General features: G+C 63.2%; 16 protein-coding genes. 10 read left to right on the top strand and 6 right to left on the bottom strand.

Features of this window, described 5'->3' with window-relative positions; translation table 11 throughout:
• Nucleotides 1-26 precede the first annotated feature (26 nt).
• From ACYVM5_RS13280 to ACYVM5_RS13270, 3 genes are all read right to left on the bottom strand, one after another.
• Nucleotides 27-2,702 (bottom strand): hypothetical protein, encoded by a 2,676-nt coding sequence (locus ACYVM5_RS13280; RefSeq protein WP_460618595.1) that lies wholly within the window; start codon nt 2,700-2,702, stop codon nt 27-29.
• A 188-nt stretch (nt 2,703-2,890) separates the two neighbouring features.
• A complete protein-coding gene (locus ACYVM5_RS13275; RefSeq protein ID WP_460618594.1) occupies nt 2,891-3,940 on the bottom strand; it encodes a hypothetical protein in 1,050 nt (349 codons plus the stop codon).
• Between the two features lie 87 nt (nt 3,941-4,027).
• Nucleotides 4,028-4,282, bottom strand: a complete 255-nt coding sequence (locus tag ACYVM5_RS13270; RefSeq protein ID WP_460618593.1) for an acyl-CoA-binding protein — start codon at nt 4,280-4,282, stop codon at nt 4,028-4,030.
• A gap of 73 nt (nt 4,283-4,355) precedes the next feature.
• Between ACYVM5_RS13270 and ACYVM5_RS13265 the strand changes: the two genes are divergently transcribed.
• Together ACYVM5_RS13265 and ACYVM5_RS13260 are read left to right on the top strand one after the other, a co-directional pair.
• Nucleotides 4,356-5,654 (top strand): metal-dependent hydrolase family protein, encoded by a 1,299-nt coding sequence (locus tag ACYVM5_RS13265; protein ID WP_460618592.1) that lies wholly within the window; start codon nt 4,356-4,358, stop codon nt 5,652-5,654.
• A gap of 99 nt (nt 5,655-5,753) precedes the next feature.
• Entirely contained in the window at nt 5,754-6,278 is a 525-nt protein-coding gene (locus tag ACYVM5_RS13260) for a CinA family protein (protein ID WP_460618591.1), read from the top strand.
• A 20-nt stretch (nt 6,279-6,298) separates the two neighbouring features.
• Here ACYVM5_RS13260 and ACYVM5_RS13255 read toward each other — a convergent pair whose 3' ends face one another.
• The gene (locus ACYVM5_RS13255) at nt 6,299-6,913 is read right to left on the bottom strand and encodes a hypothetical protein (protein WP_460618590.1); all 615 of its coding nucleotides are present in this window, start codon (nt 6,911-6,913) and stop codon (nt 6,299-6,301) included.
• Between the two features lie 133 nt (nt 6,914-7,046).
• Between ACYVM5_RS13255 and ACYVM5_RS13250 the strand changes: the two genes are divergently transcribed.
• Complete coding sequence (locus ACYVM5_RS13250; protein WP_460618589.1) at nt 7,047-8,252, top strand: zinc dependent phospholipase C family protein; 1,206 nt, start codon at nt 7,047-7,049, stop codon at nt 8,250-8,252.
• Nucleotides 8,253-8,376: 124 nt separating this feature from the next.
• Entirely contained in the window at nt 8,377-9,120 is a 744-nt protein-coding gene (locus tag ACYVM5_RS13245) for a peptidylprolyl isomerase (RefSeq protein ID WP_460618588.1), read from the top strand.
• A 152-nt stretch (nt 9,121-9,272) separates the two neighbouring features.
• Here the strand turns inward: ACYVM5_RS13245 and ACYVM5_RS13240 are convergent, their stop codons facing one another.
• Nucleotides 9,273-11,375 (bottom strand): M13 family metallopeptidase, encoded by a 2,103-nt coding sequence (locus ACYVM5_RS13240; RefSeq protein ID WP_460618587.1) that lies wholly within the window; start codon nt 11,373-11,375, stop codon nt 9,273-9,275.
• Between the two features lie 158 nt (nt 11,376-11,533).
• Nucleotides 11,534-13,606 carry a M13 family metallopeptidase gene (locus ACYVM5_RS13235; RefSeq protein ID WP_460618586.1) on the bottom strand — a complete coding sequence of 691 codons (2,073 nt, stop codon included), beginning with the start codon at nt 13,604-13,606 and terminating at the stop codon, nt 11,534-11,536.
• Nucleotides 13,607-13,780: 174 nt separating this feature from the next.
• Here ACYVM5_RS13235 and xseA point away from each other — a divergent pair, with 174 nt between their 5' ends.
• The 6 genes from xseA (at nt 13,781) to ACYVM5_RS13205 (ending at nt 18,032) form a co-directional block, all read left to right on the top strand.
• Nucleotides 13,781-15,172: an exodeoxyribonuclease VII large subunit gene (gene xseA, locus ACYVM5_RS13230; RefSeq protein ID WP_460618585.1), complete on the top strand. Its 1,392-nt coding sequence runs from the start codon at nt 13,781-13,783 to the stop codon at nt 15,170-15,172.
• A gap of 25 nt (nt 15,173-15,197) precedes the next feature.
• On the top strand, nt 15,198-15,485 hold the full coding sequence (gene xseB / locus ACYVM5_RS13225) for an exodeoxyribonuclease VII small subunit (RefSeq protein ID WP_460618584.1): 288 nt from the start codon (nt 15,198-15,200) through the stop codon (nt 15,483-15,485).
• A gap of 102 nt (nt 15,486-15,587) precedes the next feature.
• Nucleotides 15,588-15,902, top strand: a complete 315-nt coding sequence (locus ACYVM5_RS13220) for a hypothetical protein (RefSeq protein WP_460618583.1) — start codon at nt 15,588-15,590, stop codon at nt 15,900-15,902.
• Nucleotides 15,903-15,935: 33 nt separating this feature from the next.
• Nucleotides 15,936-16,640 carry a hypothetical protein gene (locus tag ACYVM5_RS13215; RefSeq protein WP_460618582.1) on the top strand — a complete coding sequence of 235 codons (705 nt, stop codon included), beginning with the start codon at nt 15,936-15,938 and terminating at the stop codon, nt 16,638-16,640.
• 181 nt (nt 16,641-16,821) lie between these two features.
• Nucleotides 16,822-17,625 (top strand): sensor histidine kinase, encoded by an 804-nt coding sequence (locus ACYVM5_RS13210; RefSeq protein ID WP_460618581.1) that lies wholly within the window; start codon nt 16,822-16,824, stop codon nt 17,623-17,625.
• The gene (locus ACYVM5_RS13205; RefSeq protein ID WP_460618580.1) at nt 17,622-18,032 is read left to right on the top strand and encodes a response regulator; all 411 of its coding nucleotides are present in this window, start codon (nt 17,622-17,624) and stop codon (nt 18,030-18,032) included. Before ACYVM5_RS13210 ends, ACYVM5_RS13205 begins: the two co-directional genes overlap by 4 nt.
• Nucleotides 18,033-18,075 lie beyond the last annotated feature (43 nt).

Here is an 18,075-nt window from a genome sequence, read left to right as displayed (position 1 = left end):
GCTTTTTGCTGTTGAATGAGTTTTGTTTACTCCACCACCAGGCGCTGGGAAAGCTCGCCGCAGCGCACCACGTAGGTGCCAGCGGGCAGGCCGCGCAGGTCCAGCTCGGCCTCGGCAGCGGTTGGGGCGGGGTAGCGGCGCACGGGGCGGCCCAGCGCGTCGGTGAGCAGCAGGGGCTGGCGGGGCGCACCGGTGGGCAGGCGCAGCGTGGTCGTGCTGTGCGCCGGGTTGGGGAAGAGCTGCGCGGCGGGTGTGGCGCGGGCGGCCGGCACTGTGCCTAGTGTCGCGGCAGGGTCGTAGATAGCAAAGTAGGGAGTGGCTTTGCGACCGTCGCCGGTGGTGGTGAAGATGCCCCCAGCATAGAGCTTTCCATTGGCCCCCACCACCAACTTTGTGGGCGTGTTGTTTAGCCCGGTGCCGAGGGCACTCCAGGCCGTGCCATTCCACCGGGCGATGTAGTTGGTGGCAACGCCTCCGCTTTGGGTAAACTGGCCCGCCGCATAAAGGTCGCCGTTGGGGGCTACGTCCAGCGCCAAACCGGCATCGGACACCAAGGTGCCCAAGCCGGTGCCGAGGGGGCTCCAGGTGCTACCATTCCAGCGGGCCACCCGATTGGCCGTGATGCCGCCGGCCTGGTTGAAGGAACCAGCGGCGTAGATGTCGCCATTGGTCGCCACGGCCAGGGCAATGATGTTGCTGTTGGTGCCATTGGTGGCTCCCGTGCCAAGGGCGCTCCACGCCGTGCCATTCCACTTGGCTATGTAGTTGATGGCCATGCCGCCGGCCTGGTTGATGTAGCCCGCCACATACACGTCGGCATTGGGAGCGAGGGCAATGGCCTGGGTTGTTCCGAACACGCCATTGGCGGTGCCTGTGCCCAGCGAGTTCCAGGCGGTACCGTTCCAGCGGGCCACGAAGTTGGCCGTTACGCCTCCTATCTGCACAAAGTTGCCGCCGGCGTAGATGTCGCCGTTCGGGGCCGCGGTCAGGACCGTGACAAAGGCCGCACTGGCATTATTGGTGGCCATGCCCGTGCCGAGGGCGCTCCATGCCGTGCCATTCCACTTGGCCACGTTGCTCACCGCCACGCCTCCGGCCCGGGTAAAGCTGCCCCCGGCGTATACGTCGCCATTGGCGGCCACGGCCAGCGCCGACACCCGAGGCGCGGTGGTTCCACTGGTGGCCATGCCCGTACCGAGCGCGCTCCAGGCCGTGCCGTTCCACTTGGCAATGGCATTGGCGGCCACCCCACCGGCCCGGCTAAAGAGCCCGCCCACGTACACGTCGCCATTGGGAGCTATGGCCAAGGCCGAAACCGACGCATTTACTCCGCTAATCTGGTTGGTGCCGGGTGCGGAGGTCCAGGCCGCGCCGGTCCAGCGGGACAGGTTTTCGGACGGTACCCCGCCGGCCTGGCCAAACTGCCCGCCCGCGTACACATCGCCGTTGGCCGCTACGGCCAGGGCTTCCACGCCCAGGCCCGTGCCCACGCCGGTGCCCAAGGCTACCCAGGTCGTACCGGTCCAGCGAGCCACGCGGCTAACCGCCGTCAGGCCGGCCTGGGTAAAAATGCCTCCCACGTAAAGGTCACCGTTAGGAGCCAGGGCCAGCGAATACACGTTACTGTTCACCCCATTGCCCTGGCCGGTGCCGGGGTTGGCAATTAGGGCACTCCACGTCGTGCCGTTCCACTTGGCAATGGCATTGGCGGTGACACTGCCCGCCCGAACAAAGCTACCCGCCGCGTAAAGGTCGCCGTTGGCCGCTACGGCCAGGGCGGCCACGACGTCGCTGCCCACACTGCCGATGCCCGCGCCAAGGGCGCTCCACGCCGTGCCGTTCCAGCGGGCAATGCGATTGGCATTAACCGCCCCGGCTTGAGTAAACTGCCCACCTACGTACAGGTCGCCGTTGGCCGCCAACGCCAGAGAGTTGACGTTGCTGTTTACGCCGTTGTAGGTAGTGGTGCCGAGAAAGCCCCAGGTCGTGCCATTCCATTGGGCAATGCCTTGGGTAGCCACCCCACCAGCCTGGGTAAAATTTCCACCCGCATACATGGCCCCGCCGGGGCCAGCCAGCAGGGCGTAAACGGCCGAAGCCCCCCCTCCATTCCGGTACAGGCCCGCACCAAGGGCACTCCAGGCCGTACCGTTCCACCGGGCCACGTTGGTCGCAGGTAACCCGCTGGCTTGGGTAAACTTGCCGCCCGCGTACACATCGCCGTTGGCCGCTACGGCCAAGGCATACACACCTCCATCCACGCCTCCATATACGCTTAAGTCGCCTACCCCCGCTCCCAGGCCACTCCACGTCGTGCCGTCCCATTTTGCCACGCACCGGGCCGGCACCGTTCCCACCACCGTGAAGGAACCCCCAATGTAGATATTGGTGCCAACCGATAGCACAGCCAGAACTTCTGCATCGGTCCCATTCGGCAGTCCAAATCCGTCCTGCCACCGCTCATCGCCGGCCCCGGCCACGCCGGCTGGCCGGAACACTGGCCGCCCATCCGGCGCAGTCTGCATCCGAAAAGCGCGGGCGTCAAATGAGCCATTCATTCCGGCCTTTAGGGTGCCGTCAGGGTTGAGGGCTTCGGCCAGAGGGCGGCCAGTAGTAGGCGGCGGGGTAGCGCTGCGGGCCGGGCCGTACAGGGTCAGCAACAAGAGCAGCGAAAGCAACGCGGGCAGTAGAGGTTGTTTCATCAGGAATAAAAGGTGGAAAGGAATTGAAATAAAGAGGGAAGATACACCACCCGAACAGCAAAACGCCTCCGGCTGCGGAGCCGGAGGCGCTAGCGGGCCATTCCTTTTTCGGCCCGTGACAGGCTTTCTGATACTGCGCCACCAGCCTGCACCAGTCGGTCGTCCGTTATCAGAAGCGCCCACGCCCCCTACCCCGCCGCCCGAAACGCGCCGCTGGCCCCCAGCATCAGCCACAGGTTCTGGCGCACCACGTCGCCCATCGAGTCGCACTTCTCGAAGGCATCGGTGTGGTGGTAGCGGTTGAGCTCGGCCTTGAGCTGGGCCACTTTGTCGGGCGGGGCCAGGTCGTGGCGGCGCATGGCTTCCAGCAGGTCGCGCAGGCGGTGGCGCTCGGCGCGGGCGCGGCGGGCCATCAGGGCACGCTCCTCGGTCTGGTACTGGCGCAGGGTTTCGGGCTTGAGGTGGCGGGCGCACATGGCCACCACCTCGGCGTTGTCCTTGAAAAACTGGGGCAGGTACATCACCCGGCGGCCCTCGTAGCTCTGCTGGTCGAAGTCGATGGCCCGCACCCGGTACTGCTCGTCTTCGAAGTCGGGCGTCACGGCAATGACGTAGTTATACGCCCGCATGTCGCCCAGCAGCCGCACAAAGCAGCGCTCGTTAAACTTCACAAACTCCTTGGCAATGCGCACCTGGTTGAGGTGCGGCTGGCTGAGGTGGTGCCGGATGAAGTCATCGCCCGGAATGCCCACGATGTGCTCCTCAATGAGCGTGTCGCCGCTCACCAGAAACGTGAGCGAGTTGGGCGAGAGCAGGTGCTCCAGCTCCAGGCCGTAGAGGCGCGAGGCGTCGGCCTGCTTCACGTAGAAGTAGTCGTAGTTGTCGTTGAGCTGGTTCACGATGCGCACCCGGAACGGCCGCGAGTTGCCAAACTCGCAGTAGTCAATCCGGTCGGCCACGAGGTGCTCGGAGAAGGACAGGTCGCCGGCCGTTTTCAGCAGCGCGTACACCTCCGTCAGGCCCTGGCTGAGCTCGCGCAGGGTTTGTGGCTCGAAGTACACCGTTTGCCAGAGCGTGTCCTTCCCGGTCCGGTCCAGCAGCGGAAATGAGCCCGTGAACTGCCGCAAATCGGCGTAGGTCACGGGCAACTGGGTGTCGCGGTCGTAGGCGCGCAGGTAGCGGCGCAGGGCCGGCGTGATGGGGTACGGTGGCTTTTTGCGGGAAATGTCCACTTGCATTAGTGGTTAATGGTGAGTGATTAGTGGTTAATGTTTTCGAGCCAATTAGCCACTAACCGTTAACCACTAATCACTCAGCGCTAAAACCTACCCCGCAAGCTCGCTCACCAGCTCCACGTATTGCTGGCGGGCGGCGTCTTTGCTGGTGCCTTTCAGGCTGTTCCAGGCATCGAATTTGGCAATGGCTTTGAAGTCGAAGCCACCGGGGCGGTCGCCGGTTACATCGCCGTCGGTGGCCTGCTTGTAGAGGGCGTAGAGCTGCAGCAGAATCATGTTGGAAGGCTTGGTGGGCAACTGCTGGGCGCGCTGGCTGGCCGCGTCGAATTCTTCTTGCGTGGTCATAATAAAAAGGGGAAATGCGGTGGGTTTATGGGGAACGCGCCGTTGTACCTTGGCGGCTCATTTACACAAACGTATGACGCGCAAATCTATTCCCGCTTTCGCCACGGCCGTGTTTCTGCTGGCCGCCCCGGCCGCTTTCGCCCAGAAAACCTACCTGCACTGCGGCCACCTGCTGGACGTGCGCAGCGGCAAGCTGCTGGCCCAGCAAACGATTGTGGTTGAGCGCGACCGGATTACGGCCGTGCAAGCCGGCTACACCGCCGCCAGCAGCCCCCAGGACAAAGTAATCAACCTCGAAAGCCGCACCGTGCTGCCCGGCCTCATCGACTGCCACGTGCACCTCGAATCGGAATCGAGCCGCAATAATTTCCGCGAGCAGTTCACCCTCAACCCCGCCGATGTCGCCTACCGCGCCCAGGGCTACGCCCTCACCACGCTGCGGGCCGGCTTCACCACGGTGCGCGACTGCGGCGGCTCGGGGGTGAACACCAGCCTGCGCAATGCCGTGGCCCAGGGCCTGGTACCGGGGCCACGCATCTTCTCGGCGGGCACGGCCATTTCGGCCACCGGCGGGCACATGGACGAAACCGACGGCCTCAACGAAGACCAGCTCATCAAAGCCGGCCACCCCATTTACCTCGCCAATGGCCCCGACCAGTGCCGCCAGGCCGTGCGCGAGCAGTTCAAGCGCGGGGCCGACCTCATCAAAATTGCCAGCACCGGCGGCGTGCTCGACCTGAGCAAGGACGGCACCGGCGCGCAGTACACCGAAGAAGAAATCCGCGCCGTGGTGGAAACCGCCCACGATTTGGGCCTGCGCGTGGCCTGCCACGCGCACGGCGCCGAGGGCATCAAGCGGGCCGTGCGGGCCGGCGTGACCAGCATCGACCACGGCTCGCTGATGGACGACGAAGCCATCCGGCTCATGGCCAAAAGCCGCACCTGGTACGTGCCCACGCTCATCGCCGGCAAGTCGGTGGCTGATACTGCGCGGCTGCGGCCCGGCTACTTTCCGCCCGTTATTGCCCGCAAAGCCCTCGATGTGGGCACCAAGATGCAGGGCACGTTCAGCCGCGCCACCAAGGCGGGCGTGCGGGTAGCGTTTGGCACTGATGCCGGCGTGTACCGCCACGGCCAGAACGCCCGGGAGTTCGGCTACATGACGGAGGCCGGCATGAGCCCGCTTGAGGCCATCCGCACGGCCACCCTCAACGCCGCCGAGCTGCTGGGCGAAACCACCGATTTGGGGGCCATCGAAGCCGGCAAGATGGCCGACATCGTGGCGCTGGATGGCGACCCGTTGCAGGATATTTCGGCCCTGATGCGGCCGAAGTTTGTGATGAAAGCCGGCGTGGCTTATCGGCAGGAATAGCCCGCCGGTGGCGCAGGTTCAGGCCCTGCCAAAGGTAAGCTCGGCCGCAACCTGGTCCGCCCAGGGGGGCGTATGCAGAGGCATTACCTCTCGCTCCTTATGAAAACCTCCGATTTGAATGACCTGGTGGAGCTGTTCTTACAGCAAAAGCTAACCCTGGCCCTGGCCGAGAGCTGCACCTGTGGCCTGGCGGCTTCGCAGCTGGCGGCAGCTACCGGAGTGAGCGACGTGCTGCTGGGCTCCATCGTCACCTACCACACCGAGGCCAAGCAGCGCCTGCTGGGCGTGAAAAAATTCACGCTTGCCACCTACTCGGCCGAAAGCCAGCAAACCACCAACGAAATGGCGCTGGGCCTGCACCGTCACCTTCCGGCCGATGTGTGCGTGGCCGTGACCGGCCTGTGCGGCCCCGGAGCTTCGGCCACGCCCGACAAACCCGTGGGCACCATCTTCATCACCATTTTGCTCGATGGCCACGCCCACGAATACCGCACCCACGTCACCGGCAGCGCCGAAAAACTGCGGGCGCAGGCCGTGGACTTCATTTTCGAGAAGCTGACCGAACTGCTCCAACGCCGGCAGGCGGCCGCTACGGCAGCAAAGACCCGGGCCGTGGTTGATTAGAGCTGCCGCAGCAGCTGGCGCTATTTGCCGGCCCCGTCGCGATACAGCGTGGTCACGCGGAACAGGCCGGTTCTGCGGTCGAAATCCACCAGGCTCTGGCCAATATTCAGCTTGCCGATGGCGGTGATAAAGCCGGGGTTGCTGGCCCCGTAGGCTTCGCGCAGGTAGCGCGTGTTGAGCGGGAAAATGAGCCCGTTGAGGCCCCGGCTGAAGAAATAGCGCGGTGCCGTGTATGGCCCCAGAGCATTGGCGCCGGGCGTGCGCAGGTTGTTGCCATCACGGTCGCTGCCAGCCATGATGTTGCTGCTGCTGTAGATGCAGAGCGTGTCGGCGTATTCGAGGCGGTATTCCTCGCTGCGAAACAGGCGGAAGGTGCGGCCTTTGCCCGACACGTAGCCCCACACGCTGTCGGGGGCCACGCGCAGCTTAGCGGTTTTGGTGCCGCGCGGCACCACTACCACCAGCTGGCCGCGCTTGTCGGGGTAAGTGGCGTCGAGGCCGGCGGGCTGGGGCTGCTTGCGATGGTAGGCCGCGCCCGTGCGGTAGGCCCCGGGCGGAATGGTGAATATCTGGGCTGCGGCCGGGCCGGCCAACAAACTCAATACTCCGATTAACAAGCGACGCGTGTAGTTCATATCAGCTATTTGAGCCGCGAAGGTACGGGACGCCCCAGTGGCGCACCCCAGGGCCAGGGCTTCTGAATGTGGCGGCCATTGCCGAACTTTGGCCAGGGGAACTATCCCGGGTCCCGTAATCATTCCCGCATTCATGAAAAAAACGTTGTTGCCGCTGCTGCTCGCGGCCCTCATCCTGGCCCACGGCACCGCGAGCGGCTGGGGCTTCTTCGGCCACCGCACCATCACGCAGATTGCTGTGTACGAGCTGCCGGCCACCATGCAGGCTTTCTACTTCCGCCACATGGCCGAAGTGGTGCGCCTGAGCACGGCCCCCGACGAGCGCCGCAACGACGACCCCACCGAGGCCCCCAAGCACTACATCGACATGGACCATTATTCCGAAAGCAACCCTTTCGGTAAGATGCCGCGCCAGTACGACGAGGCCGTGGCCAAGTTCTCGGCCGATACGCTCAAGAAGTACGGCACCGTGCCGTGGGTGATTATGGAGATGAAGGACAACCTGACCGAGGCCTTCCGCCAGCGCGACACGCTGAACATCGTGAAGTACTCGGCCGAGCTGAGCCACTACGTGGGCGACTCGTTTGTGCCGCTGCACACCACCATCAACTACGACGGCCAGCTCACCGACCAGAAAGGCCTGCACAGCCTCTGGGAAAGCCAGCTGCCCGAGAAATACATCAACGACTACAACCTCACGGCCGAGGATGCCAAGTACATCAAAGACCCGCTGAATGCCGTCTGGACCACGCTGCAGCGCAGCTACGGCTTTTTGGGCGAAACCTTTGACCGGGCCAGCAAAATTGAGAAGGTGATGAAGCCCGACGTGCGCTTCACGTTCTCGCACAAGTACGGCAAAACCTCGCGCCGCTACTCCGACGCCTTCGCAGCCGAGTACGAAAAAGAGGTGGGCGGCATGGTCGATAACCGCATGAAGGAGGCCACCACCATGGTGGCCTCGCTCTGGCTCACGGCCTGGCAGGACGCGGGCAAGCCCGACCTCGGCAGTATGATGACGCCCAACAAGCCCACCAAAGAGGAAAAAGAAAAGCTCAGCACCGAAGTTTCGGCCTGGAAAAAGAACACCCTGGCCCAGGACCAGCTCCTGCTGGCCCAGCAAAAGGTGAAAAAGGTGGAAGCGGTGGACGAAATCAAATCGGCCAAAGACATGGCCGAGCCGCCCGCCGAAGCCGAAGCGACACCTGCGCCCACGCCCGCCGAGCCCGTTCCAGCCGCCGCCGCCACTCCCACCGCCCCCGTGGAAAAAGTGAAGGTGAAGGTAAAAACCAAGGCCGGCAGCGAAAAAGCCAAGCAGAAAGCCAGCACGCCGTCCTGGTAAGCTCGCCTGAGTAATAGTTTCGACCTCAAAGCCCGCGCCCCATAGCGCGGGCTTTTTTGGGTTTGAGCCAACCGACAGGGCCGGCTCCTCGTCTTACCTTGGGCCACTTTTCGGCCCCACCGCTATGCGCATATCTGTTTCTTCTGCTGGCCGGCTGCTGCTCGGCCTGGGCCTGCTGGCCGCCTGCAACCAGGCCCCGCCAGCCACCGCCCCCACCGCCACCAAACCCGTGGTGCCCGGCCCCGACCTCGCTACGCTCACCGACAGCGCCGCGCCGGCTGCGCTGCTCGCCTACGGCAAGCAATACCCCGGCTCCGAGGTGCTGGTGAAGACGCGCCTGGGCAATATCCGGGTGCGCTTGTACGACGACACGCCCATCCACAAGGCCAATTTCCTGCTGCTGGCTCGCAAGGGCGTGTTCGACGAAACCATGTTCAACCGCGTGGTGAAGAACTTCGCCGTGCAGGGCGGCCAGACCTACAACGCCCGCACCATCCGGCTGAAGCGCTACCGCCTGCCGCCCGAAATTCGCCCCGAGCACTTCCACCACAAAGGGGCCCTCGGCATGGCCCGCTACGACGACGAGCAGAACCCCGGCCGCCTGTCCTCCAACACCGACTTTTACTTTGTGGTGGGCGAAAAGATGGCCCCGTTCCAATCGCAGGCCATGGCCGGGCGCAAGCTCACCCCCGCCCAAGTGAAAGCCTACGCCACCGTGGGCGGCGTGCCCTCGCTCGATGGCCAGTACACGGTTTTCGGCGAAGTAATAGAAGGCCAGGACGTGGTGGACAAGATTTCCAACGAGCCCGTGGAGTCCGACAAGTGGCCCGTTAAGGACATCACTATGAAGGTGGAAGTGGTGAAATAAGTCGGTCGCCTGTCATTGCGAGTGGAGCGCAGCGCACCACGGCAATGACAGACAGCCATTAAAAAGGCCCGCCCCCAGGGGGAGCGGACCTTTTCGTATCGGGCGCGGAAACAGTTTTCCGTGCGTGATTCGCAATCACCTATGCAAACAGCTTACCAGATTTTGGCGCGGTCGGCAGCCGAGCGCACCATCTTGTCGCCTTCCTTGCAGCCGAAAGCCGCGTGGAATTCCGGCATGTTCTGCAGCGGGCCGTTGGTGCGGTACTGGCCGGGCGAGTGCGGGTCGGTCTGAATCTGCTGGCGCAGGGCTTCCGGGCGCTGGTTTGAGCGCCAGATTTGGGCGTAGCCCAGGAAGAAGCGCTGCTCCGGCGTGAAGCCGTCAATTGACTTGCCGGCCTTGGCCTGGGCCGTTTTCTGGAAGGCCTGGTGCGCGATGGTGAGGCCGCCGAGGTCGGCCAGGTTCTCGCCCATCGTCAGGTTGCCGTTCACGTGCACCGAGTCGAGCGGCGAGAAGGCATCGAACTGCTTGCCCACCACGGCCGCTTTGGCCATGAATTTTTCGCCGTCTTCCTTGGTCCACCAGTCGCGCAGGTTGCCGCTGGCGTCCGACTTGCGGCCCTGGTCGTCGAAGCCGTGGGTCATTTCGTGGCCAATGACCGCGCCAATGCCGCCGTAGTTCACCGCGTCATCCGCCTTGGGGTCGTAGAACGGGGGCTGCAGAATGCCGGCCGGAAACACAATTTCGTTCATGCTGGAGTTGTAGTAAGCATTCACCGTGGGCGGGGTCATGCCCCACTCGGTGCGGTCAATCGGCTTGCCAAACTTGCTCAGGTTGTCTTTCGAAGCCCATTCGGCCGTGGCAAACAGGTTATTGAGCGCGCTTTCGCGCGAGATTTTCAGCGCCGAATAATCCTTCCATTTGTCGGGGTAGCCGATTTTCACGGCGAAGGCGTTGAGCTTTTTCAACGCCTCGGCTTTGGTGGCGGCGCTCATCCACTCGGTGGCCTGAATGCGCTCGGCGTAGGCCTGGCGCAGGTTTTCCACCATCACCTTGGCGCGGGCCTTGGCGGCGGGGCTAAAGGCTTCGTCAACATACAGCTGGCCAAAAGCCTCGCCCAACGCACCGTCGGTGGCGCGGAGGGCGCGCTTCCAGCGGGGCTGCTGCTGCTTGGCGCCCGTAAGCACCTGGCTGAATTTAAAGGCTTCGTCGCCGTAAGCTTTGGGCAGGGCCGAGGTCACGCCGCTCACCAAGTGCCAGCGCAGATACTGCTTCTGGTCGGCCAACGGCTCTTCCTTGAACATGGTGCTCACCTCGGTCAGGAACTCGGGCTGGCCCACGATGATTTCCTTCACGTTGTTCAACCCGCTGTCCTTGAGCAGCAGCGGGATGTTTAGGTTCGGGTAGTCGGCCGTGGCCTGCTCCACCGTCATCTTGTTGTAGTTCTTCTCGCGCTCGCGCAGGGCCACGCGGCTGCGGGATGCTTTGGCGAGGCGGGTTTCGATGCGGGTGACGGCGGCGGCATTTTTCTCGGCCGTGGCCTGGTCGTCGCCCAGCATCTTAAACACGTTCACCTGATAGGTCTGGTAGGCGGCGCGAATGGCTTTCGAGCGCGCATCGTCCTTCAGGTAGTAGTCGCGGTCGGGCAGCGTGAGGCCGCCCTGGCCCATGCGCACGGCGTATTGCGTGCTGTTTTTGCTGTCCTGGCTCACGCCGAAGCCGTACCAGCCGGTCCCGAACGAGCGGGGGTCGGCCAGGTAATGCTGCATGGTGGGCAGGTCGTTGATGGCCGCAATCTGGTTGAGGCGCGGCTGCAGATACTTCAGGCCGGCTTTCTCGATGCCCATCGAATCCATGGCGGCGGCGTAGAAGTCGCCCACTTTCTGGAGGTTGGTGCCGGGCTTGGCCATCCGGTCGTTAGCGGCTTTTTCCAGAATCCGGCGCTCGATGGCCTGGTTGTGGTCGGCCAGCTCGTTGAAAGCGCCCCAACGGGTTTCAGCGGCCGGGATGGGGTTGTTTTTCAGCCAGGTACCCGAAGCAAACTGGAAGAAGTTGTCGCAGGGCGACACCGACTTGTCCATGTTGGCCAGCGAAATGCCGGTGCCCGTTTGGCCCACAGTGGCCGGCACGGTGGTCTTCTGCTTGCCGTCGCTGCTGCTCTTGGTTTTGATTTTGGTCTGGGCCTGCGCCGCGCCGGCGGCCAAGGCCAGTACCGCCGCCGACAGCGCCACGCGGCCGGCAAAGGAATGGTTAGACATAATTGATTGGGAAGAAAAAGATTAGAAACAAAAAAGAACGTCATGCTGAGCTTGCCGAAGCATCTCCACTGCGCAAGTAAACAATTTTACTCTTGCGGTAGCGATGCTTCGACTTTGCTCAGCATGACGTTCTAAGGTTTTCGCTTAAACCAACCGGACTACCAGATTTTGGAGCGTTCGGCCGTGGGGCGCATCATCTTGTTGCCGTCCTGGCAGCCGAAGGCTTTGTAGAACTCGGGCATGTTCATCAGCGGGCCGTTGGTGCGGTACATGGCGGGCGAGTGCGGGTCGGTCTGCACCTGCTGGCGGATGTACTCGTCGCGCGTGTTGGTGCGCCAAATCTGGCCGTAGGCGAGGAAGAAGCGCTGCTCGGGCGTGAAGCCGTCGATTTTCTGGCCGCCTTTGGCCTGCGCCGTCTTCTCAAATGCCTGGTAGGCGATGGTGAGGCCGCCGAGGTCGGCCAGGTTCTCGCCCATGGTCAGCTTGCCGTTCACGTGTACCGAATCCAGCGGCGTGAAGGCATCGAACTGCTTGCCTACGATGGCCGCTTTAGCGTTGAACTTGTCGGCGTCTTCTTTGGTCCACCAGTCTTTCAAATTGCCTTTGGCGTCGTACTGGCGGCCCTGGTCGTCGAAGCCGTGGGTCATTTCGTGGCCAATCACGGCGCCGATGCCGCCGTAGTTCACCGCGTCGTCGGCCTTGGCGTCGAAGAAGGGCGGCTGCAGAATGCCGGCCGGGAACACAATCTCGTTCATCGGCGGGTTGTAGTAGGCGTTCACCGTGGGCGGGGTCATGCCCCACTCGGTGCGGTCAATAGGCTTGCCAAACTTGCTGATTTCCTCCTGGTTGGCCCACTCCTGAGCGGCAAACAGGTTGTTGAGGTAGCTTTCGCGGCTGATGTTCAGCTTCGAATAGTCCTTCCACTTGTCGGGGTAGCCGATTTTTACGGTGAAGGCGTTTAGCTTGGTCAGGGCCTCCTTTTTGGTGGCGGCGCTCATCCAATCAGTGGCCTGAATGCGCTCGGCGTAGGCCACGCGCAGGTTTTCAATCATCTGCTTGGCGCGGGCCTTGGCAGCGGGCGAAAACGCCTTGTCCACGTAGAGCTGGCCGAAAGCCTCGCCCAGGGCGCGGTCCGTCGAGCCCAGCATGCGCTTCCAGCGGGGCTGCTGCTTTTTGGCCCCGCTCAGCACCTGCTGGTACTTGAAGGCTTCGTCGCCGTAGGCCTTGGGCAGGGCGGCGGTGGAGCTGCTCACCAGGTGCCAGCGCAGGTACTGCTTCTGGTCGGCCAAGGGCTCGTCCTTCAGCATCACGCTCACTTCCTTCAGGAAATCGGGCTGGCCCACAATCACTTCCTTGGCCGCGCCCAGGCCGCCGTCCTTCAGCAGCATGGGCAGGGCCAGGTTGGGGTAAGCGGCGCTGGCGTCGGCCACCGTCATTTTGTTGTAGTTGGCGTAGGGGTCGCGCAGGTCCACGCGGCTCTTGCTGGCCTTGGCCAGGCGGGTTTCGATGCGGGTAACGGCGGCGGCGTTTTTCTCGGCCGTGGCCTGGTCGTCGCCCAGCATCTTGAAGATGTTGACCTGGTAAGTCTGGTAGGCGGCGCGAATGGCTTTCGAGCGGGCGTCGTCCTTCAGGTAGTAGTCGCGGTCGGGCAGCGAAAGGCCGCCCTGGCCGAGGTACACGGCGTACTGGGTGCTGATTTTCTCGTCCTGCCCCACGCCCGAGCCAAACCACACGCTGCCGGCGTGGGCTTTGGGGTCGGCCAGGAATTTCTGCTCGTCGGCCAGGCTGTTGATGGCCATGATGCGGTCGAGGTGCGGCTTGAGGTATTTCAGGCCGGCGGCTTCGATAGCCGCCGAGTCCATAGCCGAGGCGTAGAAGTCGCCTACTTTCTGGGCGTTCGAGCCTTTAGTAGCTTTCGGGGCATTCTTGGCCGCCTGCTCCAGAATGGCGCGCAGCGTGGCGTTGTTGTTGTTGGCCAGTTCGTTGAACGAACCCCAGCGCGACTCAGCGGCCGGAATCGGGTTGTTTTTGAGCCAGTTGCCCGAGGCGTAGTGGAAGAAGTCCTCGCAGGGCTTCACCGAAGGGTCGATGTTGGCGATGTTGATGCCGACGCCTTTCTGAGGGGGCGTGGGACCGGTTTTGGTGGGCGGGCCGGCGGCTACCGTAGCAGCCAGACTGCCCAGGCCGAGGGCGGCCAGACTCAGCCGGCGCACAAGAGAAGTTGCAAACATGAAGATGGAAATTGTTGGGTTGGGAGTTGAAGCCGTGAAGGTACAGACGCGAGGCAAAAGAGGCAGTTGCACCCGCGCCGCAAAGATTGGCATAGGTGGCGAAATATTAGCACGGTCCGCGTGCAGCCCGGCCAATTGTCGCGTCGCACCCTCCCCTGCCCGTAACTTGCGCCCATGCCGCTCTACAACCGCCGTCCCGAACTAGCCCCCCAGCCTGCCCCTGCCCCCCTGGGCCTGGCCGAGCTACTGAGCTACGTGCGCCTAGCCCTGCAGCAGCAGCTGGCCGACTCCTACTGGGTAGTGGCCGAAGTTTCTGACCTCACCCTGCCCCGCTTTGCCGGCGCGCACTGCTACCTCACCCTCACCGAGCAGGGCACCGACAGCCGCGGCATGCCCATGAAGGCCCAGGCCCGCGCCACGCTCTGGAGCCAGCGCTACCAGCAACTGGCCCCCGCGTTTGAGCGCGCCACCGGCCAGCCGCTGCGCACCGGCCTCAAGCTGCTGCTGCGGGTGCAGGTGCGCTTTCACGAGCAGTATGGCCTGAGCCTCGACGTGGTGGCCATCGACCCGAGCTACACCGTGGGCGAGCTGGCCCTGCTCCGCCTCAAGACCCTGCGCCAACTGGAAGAAAAGGGCCTGCTGGAACGCCAGAAGCAACTGCAACTGCCGCTGGCCCCGCAACGACTGGCCGTCATTTCGTCGCCCACGGCGGCGGGCTTTCAGGATTTTGTGCAGCAACTACAGGAAGCGCCCTATGACTTTGCGCTCACGCTGTTCCCGGCCATCATGCAGGGCAATGAATCCCCGGCCAGCATCCGGGCGGCGCTGGATGGCGTGCGGGCGCGGCGCGGGCAGTTTGATGCCGTGGTGATTATCCGGGGCGGGGGCAGCCGCACCGATTTATTGGCGTTTGATGAATACGGCCTCGCGGCGGCCGTGGGCGCGTTTCCGCTGCCGGTGCTCACGGGCATCGGGCACGAGCGCGACGAAGCCCTGGTGGACCTCACCGCCCACCGCGCCCTGAAAACGCCCACCGCCGTGGCCGCCTTCCTCGTCGAGCGCCTGGCTCGCCTCGAAGCGGCCGTGTTGGGCCTGGGCGAGCAGGTAGTGGCCCTGGCCCGCCGCCAGCTCAGCCAGGGCCACGCCCGCCTCGACCAACTCAGCGGCCGAAGCCGCTACGCCGCCCACCGCCAGCTCGATGCCGCCCGCGATGCCCTGCGCGCCCGGGCCCACCAGGCCACCCTGGCCCCGCGCGAGCAGCTGCGGCAACTGGCCGCGGGCCTCGGGCGCTTCCGGCACCAGCTGCCCCGCGCCGCTCGCCGCACCCTAGCCCGCGAGCAACGCGGCCTGCGCCAGCGCGGCCGGCTGCTGCTGCGACGCTTTGGGCGGCACCACCAGCGGCGGCGCGAGGCCCTGCTGCGCCAGCGCTACCAGTTGCAGCTGGCCCTGGAGCGCCAGCTGCACCGCGCCGAACTGCGCCTCTGCCAGCTGGCTGCTCATCACGAGCTGTCAGCCCCACCAAAGCGCCCCATTAAGCCCGCAACCGGCCAAGCCAACAATCAATAAATTTTTCTACAGATAACTGAAATACATGACTTACCGCGAAGCCATCGAGGAGCTTGAAACCATTCTCCGCGCTTTGGAAACCGACGCCGTGGACGTGGACGACCTCACCACGCGCGTGGAGCGCTCGGCCGAACTTATCCGTCTGTGCCGCCATAAGTTACGTCACGCCGAAGCCTCGTTAGACCGCGTGTTTGACACGCTGGACGAAGAGGAAGAAACCGAAGAGGATGTCGACCCGGAGGAAGAGGAGGACGACGACGACGATGAAGACGACCACGACCACCTGCCCGGTGGCCCCGGACGGGGCTGGTAAATATTTTCGGGTGGTGATGTCATTCTTCGGGCATACCGCTATATTTGACACCTCCATCCAATACAAACTTCTTTTTTTTCAATTTCTTCAAAACGACACTTTATGCCCTTTAATGGAAGCGAAAGCCGTGCGATTGACCCCAGCAAAGCCAGCGAATGGACCAAGAGCTTTCGCGAAAAGAACCCGGGGAAAATCATCGCGCATTTTTTTGGTCGCGACATCCTGACGGACATTCTCAACCAGGAAGGCTGCCAGGGCATTCGTTTTTACTACGGTTCGGACGGCGGCGTACCGCAGTTAATAGCTGTGGGAGCCGATGGCGACGAAAACGACCAACTGGGCGAAAACCGCATCGTGGCCGATGAAGCCTGCACTTGCCCAGACCGTTGCAGCCAACCCAACATTCTCAATAGCTAGTTCTGATTTTTATTTCACCGGCCGCTGCATACCATGAGTTTTGAACAGTTTGACGCATTTGTGTTTCGGCTGGTAACGGTAATGCAATTCAGTATTCTGGTGCCGATGGTGGTGGTATGGTGGCGGCGGCGCAATTTTTCGCCCCCGGTTAAAGTACTGAGTCTGTATGTGTACATATCAGCCTTTTTCTCACTCAGCGCCCGGTTATCTGCCATTTACCTGCACAACAACCTCCCCTTTCTAATCGGGTTCAACGTCACCAAGGTGTTACTGCTTGCGGCAGTGTACCGGCTGGTCCTAACGGCTCCCCGCACGCGGCGAATGCTGGCAGTGGCCACGCTGGTGGCGCTTGGCATCGTAGGGGCATCCTTCGTCCTGGGCCTCCCGCGCGCCGTAACGGTGAGCCGGGTGGTGCAATGTGCGCTACTGGCAGGTTTTGCGCTGGCGTATCTGGAGCAAGGGTTAAATCGCACCGACAACCGCAAGTTCAGCCGCGACCCCATCTGGCTTTTGAGTGTGGGCCAGCTCATTTATTCGGCCACTACCGTTTCGGCTTTTAGCATTGAAATAGTCACGCTTTTTAAGGGGTCAATCTTTGACACGTTTTCAGCCCTCTCTTTTTCGCTTGCTTCCTTAGTATTCAACTATTTTCTTACGCTGGCTTTTCTACGGGCCACACCCGGGGTGCCGGTTTCGAATGTAGCTGACGGCGTCGAGAGCCGGTTGGTTGCTTCCTGAACTGGCCCCTACCAAAGCGTGGCGATACCCTACAACTGCCTGCCACAACTTTCACCGTAACCTGAACCGTCTGCCCTACGCTACCCCCCTGCTGCCCTTGGACCTCTGACCAAGGATATCCTTTTTCCTTCTTTTGCGCACCCACTCTGCCGGGTGCCTTCACGTGACAAATCTTTTACCGTTGTTACTCCTCACTCCTACTTTGCTCCTGCTGGTGCTTGGGCTGGTGTGGTTTGTGGTACGGTACCAACGGGGACAGCTGCGGCAGCAGCAGGAGCTGGCCCAGGTGCAGGAGGCGGCCCAGCAGCAGGCACTAGCCGCCGCCCTGGTGGCCCAGGAAGACGAACGCCAGCGCATTGCCGCCGAGCTGCACGACGGCGTGGGCACCATTCTGGCTTTGGCCAAGCTGCACCTGTATGCGCCCGGCAGCCAGCCCTCGCCCGAGGCCAGCGCGCTTATTGACCAGGCCGTGGCCGAAGTGCGCCGCATTTCGCGCAACCTCCAGCCGGCCACGCTGCAGCAGCTGGGCCTGGCACAGGCGCTACGGGCGCTGGTGCAGGCCGTGCCCACCGACAATGGCCCCGAAGTACGTCTGGAGCAGGAAGGCCCGCTGGGCCGGCTCATTCCGCCGCATGAGCTGATGGTGTACCGCATTGCTCAGGAGTTGCTCACCAACGGCCTGCTGCACGCCGAGGCGGCCCACATCGTGGTGCACGTAGCAACAGTGCCCGGTCTGCTTACCCTCACTTATTCCGACGACGGCCAGGGTTTCGACCTCGCGGCCCTGGAAGAGCTGCCGCCCCCCGGCCCCCACGGCCAGCCCGTGGGCATGGGCCTCATCAACCTGCGCAGCCGTGTGGCAGTGCTGGGCGGCCAGCTGCATTATCATTCTGAGCCTGGCGTGGGTACTCGCGTCGAGGCTGTACTGCCCGTCACGCTGTTGCCGGCAGGCACGCCAAATCCTTCTTTTTCCCTTAACTCATGACCGCCATCTCCGCTTCCCCAACCGGGGCAATTCCCGTGCGCCTGGCCATTGTCGACGACCACATCCTCTTCCGAAAAGGCCTACGGGCCTTGCTCAGCGGCTACGCGGGCATTGAAGTAGTATGCGAAGCCGGCAACGGCCAGGAACTGCTCGAACTTCTGGACCAAGGCAGCAATCCTAACGTGATTCTGATGGACATGCAAATGCCCATTCTCGACGGCCTGCAAACCACCCGCCTGCTGCGCACCCAGTTCCCGGGGGTGCGCGTGGTCATCATCTCCATGCACGACGACCCCTCGCTGGTGAGCACCGTGCTGGCCGAGGGCGCGCACAGCTACCTGGTCAAAAACACCTCGCCCGAGGAAATGCGCAGCGCCGTGCTGGCCGCTGCCGCTGCCGGCCGATAAGCTCGAATCACTGTTCCTCGCCAACAAAAAACGCGCATCCTGC

This window comes from Hymenobacter ruber, from assembly GCF_054783255.1.
This window is presented reverse-complemented; position numbering and strand designations above follow the sequence as displayed.

Excerpts from the sequence above, each read along its gene's own strand:
- ACYVM5_RS13280 (WP_460618595.1), bottom strand. The coding sequence starts at position 2,702 with ATGAAACAACCTCTACTGCCCGCGTTGCTTTCGCTGCTCTTGTTGCTG.
- ACYVM5_RS13275 (WP_460618594.1), bottom strand. The coding sequence starts at position 3,940 with ATGCAAGTGGACATTTCCCGCAAAAAGCCACCGTACCCCATCACGCCG.
- ACYVM5_RS13270 (WP_460618593.1), bottom strand. The coding sequence starts at position 4,282 with ATGACCACGCAAGAAGAATTCGACGCGGCCAGCCAGCGCGCCCAGCAG.
- ACYVM5_RS13265 (WP_460618592.1), top strand. The coding sequence starts at position 4,356 with ATGACGCGCAAATCTATTCCCGCTTTCGCCACGGCCGTGTTTCTGCTG.
- ACYVM5_RS13260 (WP_460618591.1), top strand. The coding sequence starts at position 5,754 with ATGAAAACCTCCGATTTGAATGACCTGGTGGAGCTGTTCTTACAGCAA.
- ACYVM5_RS13255 (WP_460618590.1), bottom strand. The coding sequence starts at position 6,913 with ATGAACTACACGCGTCGCTTGTTAATCGGAGTATTGAGTTTGTTGGCC.
- ACYVM5_RS13250 (WP_460618589.1), top strand. The coding sequence starts at position 7,047 with ATGAAAAAAACGTTGTTGCCGCTGCTGCTCGCGGCCCTCATCCTGGCC.
- ACYVM5_RS13245 (WP_460618588.1), top strand. The coding sequence starts at position 8,377 with ATGCGCATATCTGTTTCTTCTGCTGGCCGGCTGCTGCTCGGCCTGGGC.
- ACYVM5_RS13240 (WP_460618587.1), bottom strand. The coding sequence starts at position 11,375 with ATGTCTAACCATTCCTTTGCCGGCCGCGTGGCGCTGTCGGCGGCGGTA.
- ACYVM5_RS13235 (WP_460618586.1), bottom strand. The coding sequence starts at position 13,606 with ATGTTTGCAACTTCTCTTGTGCGCCGGCTGAGTCTGGCCGCCCTCGGC.
- xseA (WP_460618585.1), top strand. The coding sequence starts at position 13,781 with ATGCCGCTCTACAACCGCCGTCCCGAACTAGCCCCCCAGCCTGCCCCT.
- xseB (WP_460618584.1), top strand. The coding sequence starts at position 15,198 with ATGACTTACCGCGAAGCCATCGAGGAGCTTGAAACCATTCTCCGCGCT.
- ACYVM5_RS13220 (WP_460618583.1), top strand. The coding sequence starts at position 15,588 with ATGCCCTTTAATGGAAGCGAAAGCCGTGCGATTGACCCCAGCAAAGCC.
- ACYVM5_RS13215 (WP_460618582.1), top strand. The coding sequence starts at position 15,936 with ATGAGTTTTGAACAGTTTGACGCATTTGTGTTTCGGCTGGTAACGGTA.
- ACYVM5_RS13205 (WP_460618580.1), top strand. The coding sequence starts at position 17,622 with ATGACCGCCATCTCCGCTTCCCCAACCGGGGCAATTCCCGTGCGCCTG.